This window comes from Pseudomonas sp. (assembly GCF_050739775.1).
Classification (GTDB): domain Bacteria; phylum Pseudomonadota; class Gammaproteobacteria; order Pseudomonadales; family Pseudomonadaceae; genus Aquipseudomonas.
Genome location: NZ_JBOICA010000029.1, coordinates 16,597 through 30,481, shown reverse-complemented (window position 1 = coordinate 30,481; position 13,885 = coordinate 16,597). Strand labels below are relative to the sequence as shown.

Below are 13,885 nucleotides of genomic sequence, written 5' to 3'. Positions count from 1 at the left end.
GCATGGCGCCCGTATTCAGACTCGCTCCAGCGCCTGGGCCAGATCCGCGCGCAGGTCTTCGACGTCCTCTACCCCCACCGACAGGCGCACCAGCGCATCGCCGATACCCAGATGCGCGCGAGTCTCGGCCGGGATGCTGGCATGGGTCATGATCGCCGGATGCTCGATCAGGCTTTCCACCCCGCCCAGGCTCTCGGCCAGGGCGAAGATGCGCACACTTTCAAGAAAGCGCTTGGCACCCGCCAGGTCGCTGTTGAGGTCCAGGGAAATCATCCCGCCGAAACCGCGCATCTGCCGCCGTGCCAGGCCGTGCTGGGGGTGCGAGACCAGGCCCGGATAATAGACCCGCGCCACCTGCGGCTGACGCTCAAGCCAGTGTGCCAGTTCCAGAGCGTTGCTACAGTGGCGTTCCATGCGCAGGGCCAGGGTTTTCACCCCGCGCAAGGTGAGAAAGGCGTCGAACGGTCCGGCAATGGCCCCCACCGCATTCTGCAAAAAGCCCAGGCGCTCAGCCAGCTCGGGGTTCCCCACCACGGCGATCCCACCAATCACGTCGGAGTGGCCGTTGAGGTACTTGGTGGTCGAGTGCAGGACGATGTCGAAGCCCAGCTCCAGCGGGCGCTGCACCCAAGGACTGGCAAAGGTGTTATCGGCGACACAGAGAATGCCACGTTGGCGACAGATGTCGGCGACGGCGACCAGGTCAGTGAGGCTAAGCAAGGGGTTGCTGGGCGTCTCGACCCAGACCATACGTGTGTCGTCTTGTAGCGCAGCTTCGAAAGCCGCCAGGTCGGTCAGATCGACAAAGCTGAACCGATGCCCGGCGCTGCGTCGACGCACCCGCTCAAACAGGCGGAACGTACCACCGTACAGGTCATTACCAGAGACAATGTGGGCACCGGCATCGAGCAGTTCAAGCACATTGGCGATGGTCGCCAGGCCCGAGGCAAAGGCAAAGGCCTGGGTACCGCTCTCAAGATCAGCCACACAGCGCTCCAGCGCCCAACGCGTGGGATTGTGCGAGCGTCCGTAGTCCAGGCCCTTGTGCACGCCGGGACTCTGCTGGGCATAGGTGGAGTTGGCGTAGATCGGCGGCATCAAGGCCCCGGTGGACGGGTCGGGGGTTTGCCCGGCATGGATCACGCGGGTGGCGAAGCCGCGTGGCGCGGTGCTTTCGTCGTGGCTCATGGCAAGGACCTGCGCAGGTGGTTGAGCATGTCGACACGGGTAATCAGGCCATAGAAGCCCGAGGCATCGGCGATGATCGCCACCAGCCCACGGTCGAGTTCCGCTTGCAGTGTAGTCAGGCTGGCACTGGGCGGCAGGGTTTGCAGCTTGCCGGTCATGGCGCTGGCAACGGGCAGGCGAAAGTGCGTTGGATCGGCGTGCATGCCGACCAGGATATCGGACTCGTCGATCACCCCGACCAGCCGCTGACCATCTTCGAGCACCGGCAATTGCGAGACATCGGCCAGGCGCATGCGCTGGAAGGCGGTGAGCAAGGTGTCGCCGGGCCCCACGCTGACCACCCGGCCATCTTCGAAGCGCCGGGCGATGAGGTCGCGTAAATCGCCGTAGTGCTTGAACTGCAGCAGGCCCTGATCGGTCATCCACTGGTCGTTGTAGACCTTCGACAGGTAGCGGGTGCCGGTGTCGCAAACAAAACTGACCACCCGTTTCGGTTCGGTCTGCTCGCGGCAGTAGCGTAGCGCCGCGGCCAGCAAGGTACCGGTCGAGGAGCCGCCGAGGATGCCCTCGGCGCGTAGCAACTGACGGGCATGCTCGAAGCTGTCCTCATCGCTGATCGAATAGGCCTGGCGTACGCTGGACAGGTCGGCAATCGACGGAATGAAATCCTCACCGATGCCCTCCACCGCCCAGGAACCGGGCGTGCCTAGCGCACCGCTGCGGCTGTACTCGGCCACCACCGAGCCGACCGGATCGGCCAGGATCATGGCAAGGTCCGGCTGCACCCGGCGAAAGAAGCGGGTCAGTCCGGTCAAAGTGCCGGCCGAGCCGACGCCAACGACGATGGCATCCACGTCATGCTGCATTTGCGCCCAGATCTCCGGCGCGGTGCTGCACTCGTGGGCCAGGGGGTTGGCCGGATTGTTGAACTGATCGGCGAAGAAGGCCTCGGGGATCTCTGCGGTCAGCCGCGCCGCCACGTCCTGGTAATACTCCGGGTGCCCCTTGCCGACATCGGAACGGGTGATATGCACCTCGGCGCCCATCGCCTTGAGGTGCAGGACCTTCTCAGTGGACATCTTGTCCGGCACCACCAGTACCACCCGATAACCCTTGGCCCGGCCAACCAGGGCCAGGCCAAGGCCAGTATTGCCAGCAGTGGCCTCAACGATGGTGCCACCGGGACGCAGCCGACCGTCGCGCTCGGCCGCGTCGATCATGGCCAGGCCGATGCGATCCTTGATCGAACCGCCGGGGTTCTGCGATTCGAGCTTGAGAAACAAGGTACAGGGGCCGGTATCGAAGCGACTGACGCGGACCAGGGGCGTGTTGCCGATCAGTTCGAGTACGGCTGGGCGGGAGTCGTTGGCCATGGGGTCACCTCGCAGCTGGAGTGGGCGCTGGACGGACGACCTGTGCCAGGTCAGCGCATCCGTCCCAGGCAATGCCTCGTTTGGACCATAGGCCCGCTTGGCGCCCACCGCAACCTCTGCTGCCAAGGCGCCCCGAAAGCCCGCAGCAATTAAGGCAAACTGCTGGCCCCCTACGGCTCCCTTCGTTGGCAAACTTGCTTTCCTTTCAACAGCTTAGGTTGACACTATGCGGGCTTATGGATTGACCCTTGCAACGTTTTTTCTCGCCGCTTTCGCCCTTGGCGCCCAGGCCAAGGCGTTGGGCAAGAATGATCGCTATGTGTGTGGTTGGGGTTCGCAGATCGCCGCTGGCGCCCAGCAGTCCAAGCTGTCTGGCGTGACCTTGTACCCGGCGCGCAAAAGGCTCCAGGTGCGCAAGTTCCCTAAACCCTGGATGCGCATGACCGCCATGGGCATCACCGAACAGACCTACAACAGCCCGTCGCGGCTCAAGCCTGCAGCCATCAAGCAAACCTACTACGAGCAGTGTGTCCGACATGCGCTAGCACAGCGCTGACGGCTTAGCGCGTGTATGATCTTCGGCCCTTTTGTTTCAGGCACATTAGCGGATGAACAGCACACCGCAGTATCACGGCAGTTGCCTGTGCGGCGCCATCAGCTTGCGTATCGACGGGCAGATCAAGGCCGTTACCCATTGTCATTGCAGCCAATGCCGCAAGGCTCATGGGGCGGCATTTGCCAGCTATGGCAGCGTGCCGGGCGCAGCGTTGACGGTCAGCGACCCTGATGAAGCGATACGTGTGTTCAAATCGTCGCCAAGCATCAGCCGCAGCTTCTGCTCAACCTGTGGCGCGAACCTGTTCTGGGCCGATGCGGCGGGAAAATTTGCCGATTGGGTCAGTGTCGCGCTGGGGGTGCTGGACACGCCGTTCGAACCTGTCGGGCACAAGCATGTGCATGTGCAGTCCAAGGCCTGCTGGCTAGTGATTGACGATGAGTGGCCGCGGCATTGATGAGCTGACCGCGGGTGCAGGAGCGGGCTTGCCGCGCGAAGCGGTAGCCGAATCATTGGACAAGCATACAAAGCCCACCATACTGATTTGTCACTGCAAGCGAGCACGCAAGCAGCGTACCCAGGCTTATCTGCGTAACAAGGAGTTCCCATGGCAGGATGGTTCGAGTTGAGCACCAGCAGTGACGGGCAGTACCGCTTTGTTCTCAAGGCGGGTAATGGCGAGACTATTCTTACCAGTGAGTTGTACAAGGCCAAGACCTCTGCCGAAAGTGGCATTGCTTCAGTCCAGGCCAATAGCGGCACAGATGAGCGCTATGAAAAGAAAGAGGCCAGCAATGGCAAATTACATTTCAACCTCAAAGCCGCCAACCACCAGGTCATTGGCAGCAGCCAGATGTATGCCAGTGCGCAATCGCGTGATGCCGGCATTGCCTCGGTGAAAACCAATGGCAGCAGCAAGACGATCGAAGACCACACTTGAACGCAGGGCTCCCCTGTGAACGCCAGTGCCGTACGTTTACAGGGGCGCCGGTGTTGGAACAGCGGTACGACTCACCCACTCAAGGTGTCTGCGCAGTCCCTAGCCAGCGCTGCTGCAATTGTTTGAGGCGACCATCCTGGCGCATTTGGTCCAAGGCCTGCTGCCAACGTTGCACGCGTTGGCTGTCGGTCTGCGGCGAGAAGGCAATATAAGCCCCCTGGCGGGTCAATGGCATCTGATAGCGCAACGGGCCAAGCCCGGCCTCGCGGGCTTGCGCGGCGACACTGAGGTTGTCGAGCGCCACCAGATCGGCACGCCCCAGTCGCAGCAGGCGCATCATCTGCTCGGGCGTCTCTACACCATAGAGATTGTTCATTCCGTGCGCTTGCAAGTACCGATAAACCTGCCATTTGCGCGGCACGACAATATGCTTGAGTGCCGCCGCCTGCTGCAGGTCGCGCACCTCAAGATGGCTATCCGGCGCCGCGTAAAGCGCAGTTTGCACCTCCATCAAGGGCCCCACCCACTGATAGCTGGCTTCGCGTTCCGGGCTGCGCAAAATGCTGAACACCGCCGTATCAGGGTCGCTGCTCGCTTTGCGTAACGCACGCCGCAAGGGCATCTGCTGGAGTTGAATGGCATCGCCACTCTGTTGACTCAGGCTGTGTACGACATCCACAGCAAAACCGACCAACTCATTACCCTGCTGGAAGTGCAAAGGCCGATGGTTGTCGGTGAGCAAGCGAAGTTCTCCAGCAAGCGCGGTAAGGGGCAAACACGCCAACAAACAGGCAGCGATCAGTTTCATCGATCTGACTCGAAAAGCAGGTCACAAAGCTTAGTATGCAGGCCTTATGCTCGTCTCAAGAATTTGATGGCATCAGGCCATTCACCGCTACACTGAAACAGCACCCAGCCTCCCAGACAATCGCGATCATGGCCCTTGCGCGCTTCGCATCCTTGCCGCTCCTGCTACTGATACCCAGCCTGCCCGCCCTCGCCTACGAATCGGACGTTCATTTCGGCCTGACGTATTGGCTGGCGACCCAGGCCGGCTTCAACCATCAGCAGAGCCACGACATCGCCCGCGGCAATGAACTCACCGACACCGGCCTGCTCGATGCCAAGCACGCGATCATCTGGCAGCTGTGCATCAAGCGCCAGGAAGACGCCAGCAAACTCACCCGCTACCTGCATTTTCGCGCACAGCAACCGCCACCAGCGCTACCGCCCGCTCGGCCGGTCGATAGCGCCGAGGTGTTTGCTCAGGGGCAAATCAACAGTGTGCTCGCCGAAGCGGATCACGGCCCGCAAGCGCATTTGCTCAAGCTCGGCCAGGCCCTGCATGGCTGGCAGGACGCCTATGCCCATCATGGCGTGTCGGATCATCACGCCCCTTGCCCTGAACAATGGGTCTGGACCCATGCGCTTGATCGTGGCGGTGCCTTGTCCCATCAGGCTGACCGTACCTATGTCTATCCCTTTGACTGCCGCGAAGCGGCAAGGTCAAGCTACGGCTACCTGCGTCGTTATCGCCAGTCGATGAATCTGCCCACTGCGGCCAAGGATTGGTCGACGCTGGAGCCACAGGTGTTTGCCTTCTGCCAGCTCAGGACCCGTACCGCCAAGTATCAATGGCTCGAATCCCACAACGTCCCGCAGGCCCGGGCAATTGTCGGCAACACCAGCTTGTCCGATGGTGAGCAGCGCTTTTCGGGCGCCCCGGCCATCGACCTGCGGCCAGTGCCTGCAGCGCTCGCGTCGACGCAGCGTGCTGTCCCTGATTATGAACGCCAAGCCACCGGCTGGCGCCTGGATGCCGAGCCTGATGCGCTGTTGCAATCGACGCTCGGTAGCCTTGCGATCGAGTCGTCGCCCCAGGCCAGGCAATGGGCCAATGCATTCCTCCAGACCTGGCTGACCAGCCCGGCGCAACGATTGCCGCAGGCGCTGGCGCCATTTTTTGCCGGTCGCCCGCTAACGTTTGAAGATCAGCCCATCGACCGCTTGCTGCGCCTGCGCATGACTGATCGCGGACTGGCCGACGATCCTGAATTTCTCCCGGATAGGTTCCTTGGCGATGCGCAAGGTTTCGTCACGGCTGATGCCGATACCTGGCGGTCATTGCTGGTGCCGCCACGGGCGCAGGAAACACCTGTGCTGGTGGGCAATTACCAAGGCGATGGCATCATCCTGATCGCGGTGCTCAGAAGCGCGCCCAATGCAGTGTTGATCCTCAAGGCCAGGTCCGTTGAGCAAGGCTATGCGATCGAAGGCCTGGTGGTTCAGGTATTTCATTGAGCCTGTGTGGCGAGAACAGGCCATCACCGCTACAGACCTGCATCATGCAGAGTTTTGTCGTGGTACCAGTGTGACCCAGTAGCGGCTGCGCGATTGCACGTTCACCGGCAGGCTGGCGGCCAGCAAGGCAAGAATCCGGTCAGTGTCGTTCAACTGGAAGGTGCCGGTGACTTTGAGCGACTCCAGCGCCGGTTCCCAGCGCAGGATACCCGGGCGATATCGGCCGACTTCACGCAGAAACTGACCCAGTGGCTGGTTTTCGGCACTCAACACACCGTCGCGCCAGTCAGGCACATGCGGATCGAGACGCCCCATGGCGCCGCTGCCATCGGCGTACAGGGTCAGTTGGTCACCATAATGCAGCGCCAGGCCCATACCCTGCACAGGCTGCACCTGTACCGTGCCATTGAGCACCGAAATCCGACAGCGGTCAGCATCGCGGCGTAGACAGATCTGCGCCTGGCCCGTGCTGACCCGGCCCAGGCCAAAGTCCACATCAATCGGCTGGGCGCGATTGACGCTGAGGGCGATTTCGCCTTCGACCAGCGTCAGGCGATGCTGGGCCATATCCAGATCGACAGCAGTGGCAGTATTCATCTGCAGCACACTGCCATCGGCCAGGCGCACGCCACGCCGCTCGCCGACGGCGGTACGCAAATCTGCGCGCCACACCGCCAGTGGCAACTGCTGACTGAGCAACCAGCCGCCCGGCACCAGCACGGCCAAGGCCAGACCACGCTTGAGCAAGGTGCGACGACTGGCCTGCGGACGGTCCAGGCTAGCCATGGCCAACGCTTGCGGCACCGCCTGGAAGCGCTGACGCAAGCCTTCGGCACGCTGCCAGACCTGTTCGTGCCGGGGATCGGCCGCCCGCCAATGGTCAAGCTGCTGCAGGTCTTCGGCACTGGCCCGCCCTGAGTCGAGCAGGGTCAACCAAGCGGCAGCGATGCGGGCCAGTTGGCGCGCCTCGGGGTTGCTCGCACGGTTCATAGATTGGCCAGCAGGCAGTGCTCGTAGGCCTGGGCCATGTAGCGTTTGACCGTGCGTTCGCTAACCTGCAGGCGCTCGGCAATCTGCGCGTAACCCAAGCCTTCGAGCTGCGACCAGAGAAAGGCCCGACGCACCTGCGGTGCCAGGCCATCGAGCAGTTCATCCAGGGCTTGCAGGGTTTCCAGCAGCAGCCAGCGCTGTTCCGGTGACGGCATCAGGGCTTCGGGCAAACTGGCCAGGGCGTCGAGGTAAGCGTGCTCGAGACTGCGGCGCTTGTAGAAGTTGACCAGCAACCGCTTGCCGACCGTCAACAGGTAGGCCCGCGGTTCGCGCAACTCTTCGAGCACCTGGGGGCTGGCCAGCACCCGCAGGAAGGTGTCCTGGCTAAGGTCGGCAGCATCCCAGCGATTGCCCAGGCGCCGATGCAACCAACTTTCGAGCCAACTGCGGTGGTCACGGTAAAGACCGTGCAGCGTTTGCTCGGAAAGGACCACCGCTTCGCTCATCTCAAGGCACCTGCACGGGAAAAGAATCAAATGAGATTGATTCTAATTAATACCCTTGCACAAACCAAGTGCCTTCATAGGATCTGCAGTCTTTATGTGAGCAGACGTCGGATTTGGCACTAGCGCTATATTTGGCACTCGGGATAAATAACTGCTAAATCAGTATGTTGCGCAATTTTTTGGTGCCAAAGATAGCGCTTAGGAAAAGGTATGATTTTCCTCACTTCCCCCCATTTTTGCGGGCTCTTTGGCACTCAAACTCGCCTGTAGCCCGCATGTTTCCTGGAGGTGCCAAAGACAGCGCTTCACGGTGCCAAATCCACCGCCTCCACACAGGTGCAGCGACGCTCCCTCGCCGCTGCCGGTGGTGCCTCAACGCGTGGCCTGAAACCGCGGGCACTGCCCCTCGAGCTGATAACGCATCGTTACCAACTGCCCGGACGAGTCCTCGTAGGTCATCAACATCGGCGCCGCTTCGCAGCCGCGGGCCATGGGGGTCTGTTCGATGAGCCGGGCAACATCGATCGATGTGCCGTAGCGATAGTCCTGAACAGCCGGGGCTGTCTTGCCGGTTTTTGCCGCATAGGCCTGCACTGCCTGCTCATGGGCAACCAGACGCGCATCCTTCACTTCCGGTGCCGAGGCCAGCGCGCTTTGGCCGGCCAGCAGCAACAGGGCTGCCACTACCAAACCTTGCTTGCGCTTCATTTCGCCTTACCTCACAGGTGATGGATCGAACTGCTGGGTCAAACAGTTTCGAGCTTACGCCTGCTGGGGGCGACCGGCTACAAGGCGATATCCAGCACCTTGCGCAATTGGGCGCCGCGGCTGTCAGATATAGCGCTGACCAACGCATAGTTGTAGTCGCCATGAGACCAGTAGCGTGCCTGCAATTGCCCATCACTGCGTTCACCGTTGGGCATGCGCGCGAAATGCTCGCCCGGCGAGCGCAGGAACAGGCTGACCCGCTGGCCCTGGGCATCTTCGAACACCAGCAAGGCGGCTGGCCCCTGCTCGTTGCTCAGCAACCGCGCACCCAGCGGGGTGAAACCATAGGCCGACAAGTCCGGCAGGTTGCCGACATGACGAAAATGCTGTCCCAGCCAGGCCTGCAGACGCGCGGGGTCCCGGGCGTTAAGGTCCAAGGCGCTGGCATCGGCGAAGAGCCGATGGGCCTGCACCGCATCGGCCATTGGCAGGTTGCTGGCCATCAGGCTGGCCTCGCGCACCTGCCAGCCCCCCAGCCCACCGATGCCCAGGGTCACCAGCAGCACCGCAGCGTTGGCCCAGCGCCGCTGCCGCCGCCGACGCAGCTCACGACGTACATGAATCGGATCTAGCCGTGGGTTGGCTGCCTGCCCGGCAAAGCCTGACAAAGCGGCGCGCAATTGCCGGGCATCGTGGCGCCAGCCTTCGACCCGCCTGGCCTGCTCGGGGTTGGCGGCCAGGTACAACTCCACCGCCCGCCGACGCTCAGGCTCCAGGCACTCGTCGACATAGGCATGCAGCTCGTCTTCTGACGGGATCAACTGACTCATTTCAACCTCCGCAACGCCGGGGACACTGTATTGCCCTCGGCCAGTTCGCGCAGCGCCGTGCGCGCCCGCGACAACCGCGACATCACGGTGCCGATCGGCACCTCCAAGGCCTGAGCGGCCTCCTTGTAACTCAGGCCCTCGACACTCACCAGCAACAATAAGGCGCGTTGTTCGGTGGGCAACCGGGCGAACGCCGCCAGGCCGGACTGGGCCAAAACAATATCCTCTGTAGCATTGCCCGCCTCCTCGCCCCGTCCGAACCAAGCCAGCCAACGGGCATGGCGACGCTCCCGGCGCTTGCCGTCGATAAATTGCCGGTAGAGGATCGAGAACAACCAGGCTCGCAGACTGTCGTGCTCACGCCGCTGGCCACCGCGACTGAGGGCGCGCTCGACAGTGGCCTGAACCAGGTCGTCAGCACTGCTGGCCTCGCGGGTCAACCACAGGGCGAAGCGCCGCAAGCGCTCGAGCATCTCGCGTAATTGGTCGTCATCCAGTTCGTTCATTGCCAGGGTCTTGGCCTGTAAGCGATCAGTGTACGAGGCAGACGCTGCAGAGAAAAAATTATTCCATGGACCAGGAATAAATTTCTGCCCCAGGCGTCGTACCGGCTCATTCACTGACCCGGATCGCCGCCATGAGCACGCCGTTACACGATCGTCCCCGCACCTTGCGCCTGGCTGCAATCGGCCTGGGCCTGAGCGCCCTGGCTATATGTTTTGCTTATGCCGCCGGCTGGATCGGCAGCGAACGCCTGACGCCGAAGCGCATTATCGACACCTTCGAAACCCAAGCCGGACACTACCCCGGCTACCGTAAGAATCACGCCAAGGGCCTGTGCGTCAGTGGCTATTTTCTCAGTAGCGCCCAGGCCGCACCGCTGTCCCGGGCACGGGTGTTCAGCCAGCAACGGGTGCCGGTGATCGGTCGCTTCGCCATTGGCGGCAGCAATCCCTACAGCGCCGATACCAGCGTGCCGACCCGCAGCCTGGCGCTACAGTTGACCAGTGACGATGGCCAGGTCTGGCGCACCGGCATGAATACCCCGCCGGTGCTGGCGGTGCGCACCCCTGAAGCCTTCTACCAGCAGGTGCTGGCCATGACCCCGGACCCGGCCACCGGCAAGCCGGACCCGGCGCGGGTCCAGGCCTTCTTCGCCGCTCACCCGGAAAGCGCCGCCTTTCGCCAGTGGGCCAAGGACTACAAGGCCCCGAACAGTTTTGCCAACTCCAGCTTCAACAGTATCAATGCCTTTGCCCTGATCGATAGCACCGGCAACACCCGCTACGTGCGCTGGAGCCTGTTACCACAGGCGCCGTTCGCCGCCTTGCAGAGCCAGATCGATGACCGTGACTATCTGCAACACGACCTGCAACAGCGCCTGCGCCAAGGTCCCTTGCGCTGGACCCTGCGCCTGACCCTGGCTGACGCCGGTGATCCAGTCGATGATCCGACCCAGCCCTGGCCAGCAGAGCGTCGCAACGTCGATGCCGGCACCCTGGTGATCGAGCATGTCGACGGCCCCGAGCAAGGCGCCTGCCGCGACCTCAACTTCGACCCGCTGATCCTGCCCACGGGCATCGGGCCTTCCGCCGACCCGATTCTGGCCGCCCGTTCGGCTGCGTACGCCGAGTCCTTCAACCGCCGCAGCCACGAAGCGGCCCAACGGGGAGCACGACCATGAGACCTGTGCCTGTTGCCTTCCATCCTCTGGCGCGCTTGCTGCACTGGCTGATGGCGGTGCTGATCCTGGCCATGCTGTTCATCGGCGTGAGCATGATCACCGACCTGTCGCCGCGCCACACTTGGCTGCTAAGCATGCACAAGGTCATTGGTTTGGCCTTGCTGCTGTTGGTGCTGGTGCGCATCGTCTTGCGCCTGACCCTGCCCCACCCGCCGTTACCCGCCGATCTCCCGACGCCGCAACGCCTGGCCGCGAGGGCTTCACACCTGCTGCTGTATGCGCTGATGCTGGCTATGCCGTTGATTGGCTGGGGCATGCTATCGGTCGGCGGCTACCCGCTGCCCTTGCACCTGCCGGTCCTGCTGCCCCACGACCTGCAGCTGTATGCCGTACTGCGCCAGGCCCATGGCTGGTTGGCCTACGTGCTGTTCGCGACGGTGCTGGCGCATCTGGGCGCGGCGCTGGTGCATTATCTGGTGCGACGCGATGGCGTGTTGCGCAGCATGTGGCCCGGACCACTGCGCAACCATCAGCTCGATGAATAGCATTAACGATTCTTATTATCGAAGGATTCTGTCGATAAGCCTTTTGCGGCACAATGCAACGCTTGCCTCTAAGCCTTGGATAGCCATGAACAGCGCACAGGATCCTGCCCAATCAGCTCCCCTCGCCGCCACCGGGAGCAGCTTCGACTTGCGGCCGCTGTTGATCGCAAACATGGTGTGCACCATGGCGATGATGGCATTCGTTTCCTTGATCGGCCCGATTGCCCGCACCCTCGGCCTGGCCACTTGGCAGGCCGGGGCAGCGGTGACTGTTGCCGGGGTGATCTGGATGTTGCTGGCCCGGCCTTGGGGCCAGCTCAGTGATCGCCTGGGACGGCGTCGCGTGCTGTTGCTCGGCACCGCCGGCTTTACCGTGGCCTATTGGGCCTTATGTCTGTTCATCGATACCGCCTTGCATCTGCTGCCCAGTGCCACCCTGGCGTTCATCGGGCTGATGATCGGGCGCGGTTTGATCGGCGCCTTTTACGCAGCCCTGCCCGTGGGTGGCGCTACGCTGATTGCCGACAATGTCGCGCCGCAACACCGCGCCCGGACGCTTGCCTCGCTTGGTGCGGCCAACGCTGTCGGCTTAGTGCTTGGCCCGGCCCTGGCCGCGCTGCTGGCACGCCACAGCTTGAGCCTGCCCTTCTATGTAATGGCATTCCTGCCGATACTGGCTTTCGTGGTGCTGTTGCGCAAACTCAAACGCCAGGAGTTGCACCTCAAGCAACCGCCACGTCCGGTACACCTGACCGATCCGCGCTTGCGTCGGCCGCTGCTGGTGGCTTTCGTGGCTATGCTCAGCGTTTCGGTGGCGCAGATTACCGTAGGCTTCTTCGCCCTGGATCGCTTGAGAATGAATCCGGCCGACGCGGCACAGACTGCGGGCATTGCCCTGACCATGGTTGGTGTGGCTCTGATCCTGGCGCAGTTGGTAGTGCGCAAGTTGCAGTGGCCGCCAGTGCACATGATCCGTGTCGGCGCCAGCTTGTCAGCCTTGGGCTTTGCTGCTGCCGCCTTTGCCCCCAGCGCCGAGATGCTGTGGGCCAGCTTTTTTGTCTCGGCCTGCGGCATGGGTTGGGTATTTCCGGCCTTTTCAGCATTGGCTGCCAACGCCATGGACGCCTCCGAGCAAGGCGCTACAGCCGGGTCCATGGGCGCGGCACAAGGCCTGGGTGTGGTAATCGGTCCATTGGCAGGGACCTTGATCTACGCCGCCGATCCGCGCCTGCCGTACCTGATTGTGGCTGTCCTGCTGCTGGTCGGACTGTGGCCACATCCACGTCAGCCGTCCGTACAGGCAGGCCGCTAAAGCATCAAGGAATGTGCTTTAATGCTCCGCCAAAAATTTTTCGGTATATAAGGCGGCTATGGACACGGGGACACGACTCAAACTGGTGCGTGAACGCAACAAACTCTCCCAGCGGGAGCTGGCCCGTCGTAGCGGGCTGACAAACTCGACGATCTCCCAGATCGAGCAGAATCGCGTCAGCCCTTCGGTCAGTTCCCTGAAAAAACTGCTCGAAGGCATTCCCATGTCCCTGGCGGAGTTCTTCAGCTTTGACGAGCCGCCACGCGAGGAGCGTTTCGTGTTCCGCTCCACCGAACAGCCCGACTTGGGCAACAGCGGCCTGCGCATGCTGTTGGTGGGTGCCAGCGTCGAAGGTCGGCAGATGCGCATGCTGCGCGAACTGTATGCGCCGGGTGCCGACTCGGGCGACGAGCCGATCGTCCATTCCGAGGGCGAAGAATGCGGCCTGGTGACCCGTGGCACCATCGAACTGCGGGTGGATGGCCATGTCAGCATCCTCAATTCGGGTGACGGCTACTACTTCCCGACCACCCTGCCCCACAGCTTCAAGAACATCGGCCAGGACGAAGCGGAAATCATCAGCGCCAACACCCCGGCAAACTTCTGATTGCTGATCGCTGCGCAAACAAGAGCGCAGCGTAGGGCCCCTGGCGGGGCAAGCCCTTTGGTCACTTTGGGGCTCCAAAGTGACCCGCCGAAAGGGCGCAAAGGTGACTCAGCCTCACCATCGCCAATGGATAATCTCACCAACCTCAGCGCGATTGAACATGCTCGGACACTTGCCATGAGTACGAACTGATACGCATCAACACCCGGAAATCGAGTATTGTCGAACAAAATGTAGTGCCATAAAAAAATCACTACAAAACCTATTGACGCCATTCGTCGGCCCTTGCATGATGAGGCCGTCTCCCCGATCGGGGACACTGGCAAGGGTGTTCCAGGCAGCTCG

Annotated in this window: 16 protein-coding genes; 8 read left to right on the top strand and 8 right to left on the bottom strand. The window is 62.2% G+C overall.

The genetic code is table 11. The features are described from left to right. Positions 1-15: 15 nt before the first annotated feature. Both ACRESH_RS16320 and ACRESH_RS16315 read right to left on the bottom strand, forming a co-directional pair. Positions 16-1,188: a cystathionine gamma-synthase gene (locus ACRESH_RS16320; RefSeq protein ID WP_431742951.1), complete on the bottom strand. Its 1,173-nt coding sequence runs from the start codon at positions 1,186-1,188 to the stop codon at positions 16-18. Beyond that, a complete protein-coding gene (locus tag ACRESH_RS16315; RefSeq protein ID WP_431742950.1) occupies positions 1,185-2,561 on the bottom strand; it encodes a pyridoxal-phosphate dependent enzyme in 1,377 nt (458 codons plus the stop codon). Before ACRESH_RS16315 ends, ACRESH_RS16320 begins: the two co-directional genes overlap by 4 nt. A gap of 226 nt (positions 2,562-2,787) precedes the next feature. Between ACRESH_RS16315 and ACRESH_RS16310 the strand changes: the two genes are divergently transcribed. From ACRESH_RS16310 to ACRESH_RS16300, 3 genes are all read left to right on the top strand, one after another. Continuing rightward, a complete protein-coding gene (locus tag ACRESH_RS16310; RefSeq protein ID WP_431742949.1) occupies positions 2,788-3,117 on the top strand; it encodes a hypothetical protein in 330 nt (109 codons plus the stop codon). Positions 3,118-3,169: 52 nt separating this feature from the next. After that, on the top strand, positions 3,170-3,574 hold the full coding sequence (locus tag ACRESH_RS16305) for a GFA family protein (RefSeq protein ID WP_431742948.1): 405 nt from the start codon (positions 3,170-3,172) through the stop codon (positions 3,572-3,574). 150 nt (positions 3,575-3,724) lie between these two features. Then, entirely contained in the window at positions 3,725-4,057 is a 333-nt protein-coding gene (locus tag ACRESH_RS16300; protein WP_431742947.1) for a YegP family protein, read from the top strand. Positions 4,058-4,136: 79 nt separating this feature from the next. On the opposite strand, the gene ACRESH_RS16295 is transcribed toward ACRESH_RS16300, so the two are convergent. Beyond that, complete coding sequence (locus ACRESH_RS16295; protein WP_431742946.1) at positions 4,137-4,865, bottom strand: substrate-binding periplasmic protein; 729 nt, start codon at positions 4,863-4,865, stop codon at positions 4,137-4,139. A gap of 128 nt (positions 4,866-4,993) precedes the next feature. On the opposite strand from ACRESH_RS16295, the gene ACRESH_RS16290 reads away from it, so the two are divergent. Next, a complete protein-coding gene (locus ACRESH_RS16290) occupies positions 4,994-6,358 on the top strand; it encodes a hypothetical protein (RefSeq protein ID WP_431742945.1) in 1,365 nt (454 codons plus the stop codon). A 42-nt stretch (positions 6,359-6,400) separates the two neighbouring features. On the opposite strand, the gene ACRESH_RS16285 is transcribed toward ACRESH_RS16290, so the two are convergent. The 5 genes from ACRESH_RS16285 to ACRESH_RS16265 all read right to left on the bottom strand — a co-directional run bounded on the left by ACRESH_RS16285 (position 6,401) and on the right by ACRESH_RS16265 (position 9,898). Then, positions 6,401-7,348, bottom strand: a complete 948-nt coding sequence (locus ACRESH_RS16285; protein ID WP_431742944.1) for a DUF4880 domain-containing protein — start codon at positions 7,346-7,348, stop codon at positions 6,401-6,403. Beyond that, positions 7,345-7,854 (bottom strand): sigma-70 family RNA polymerase sigma factor, encoded by a 510-nt coding sequence (locus ACRESH_RS16280; protein ID WP_431742943.1) that lies wholly within the window; start codon positions 7,852-7,854, stop codon positions 7,345-7,347. Before ACRESH_RS16280 ends, ACRESH_RS16285 begins: the two co-directional genes overlap by 4 nt. A 372-nt stretch (positions 7,855-8,226) precedes the next feature. After that, positions 8,227-8,562 (bottom strand): DUF2790 domain-containing protein, encoded by a 336-nt coding sequence (locus ACRESH_RS16275; protein WP_431742942.1) that lies wholly within the window; start codon positions 8,560-8,562, stop codon positions 8,227-8,229. Between the two features lie 77 nt (positions 8,563-8,639). Beyond that, positions 8,640-9,392, bottom strand: coding sequence for an anti-sigma factor family protein (locus ACRESH_RS16270; RefSeq protein WP_431742941.1), 753 nt, complete (start codon positions 9,390-9,392; stop codon positions 8,640-8,642). Next, complete coding sequence (locus ACRESH_RS16265; protein ID WP_431742940.1) at positions 9,389-9,898, bottom strand: sigma-70 family RNA polymerase sigma factor; 510 nt, start codon at positions 9,896-9,898, stop codon at positions 9,389-9,391. The genes ACRESH_RS16270 and ACRESH_RS16265 overlap by 4 nt, the downstream gene beginning before the upstream one ends. 131 nt (positions 9,899-10,029) lie before the next feature. Here ACRESH_RS16265 and ACRESH_RS16260 point away from each other — a divergent pair, with 131 nt between their 5' ends. The 4 genes from ACRESH_RS16260 to ACRESH_RS16245 all read left to right on the top strand — a co-directional run bounded on the left by ACRESH_RS16260 (position 10,030) and on the right by ACRESH_RS16245 (position 13,540). Then, on the top strand, positions 10,030-11,076 hold the full coding sequence (locus ACRESH_RS16260) for a catalase family peroxidase (protein WP_431742939.1): 1,047 nt from the start codon (positions 10,030-10,032) through the stop codon (positions 11,074-11,076). Then, positions 11,073-11,621, top strand: coding sequence for a cytochrome b (locus ACRESH_RS16255; RefSeq protein WP_431742938.1), 549 nt, complete (start codon positions 11,073-11,075; stop codon positions 11,619-11,621). The genes ACRESH_RS16260 and ACRESH_RS16255 overlap by 4 nt, the downstream gene beginning before the upstream one ends. 85 nt (positions 11,622-11,706) lie before the next feature. After that, entirely contained in the window at positions 11,707-12,933 is a 1,227-nt protein-coding gene (locus ACRESH_RS16250; protein WP_431742937.1) for an MFS transporter, read from the top strand. Positions 12,934-12,991: 58 nt separating this feature from the next. Then, positions 12,992-13,540, top strand: a complete 549-nt coding sequence (locus ACRESH_RS16245) for a cupin domain-containing protein (protein WP_431742936.1) — start codon at positions 12,992-12,994, stop codon at positions 13,538-13,540. Positions 13,541-13,885: the final 345 nt, after the last annotated feature.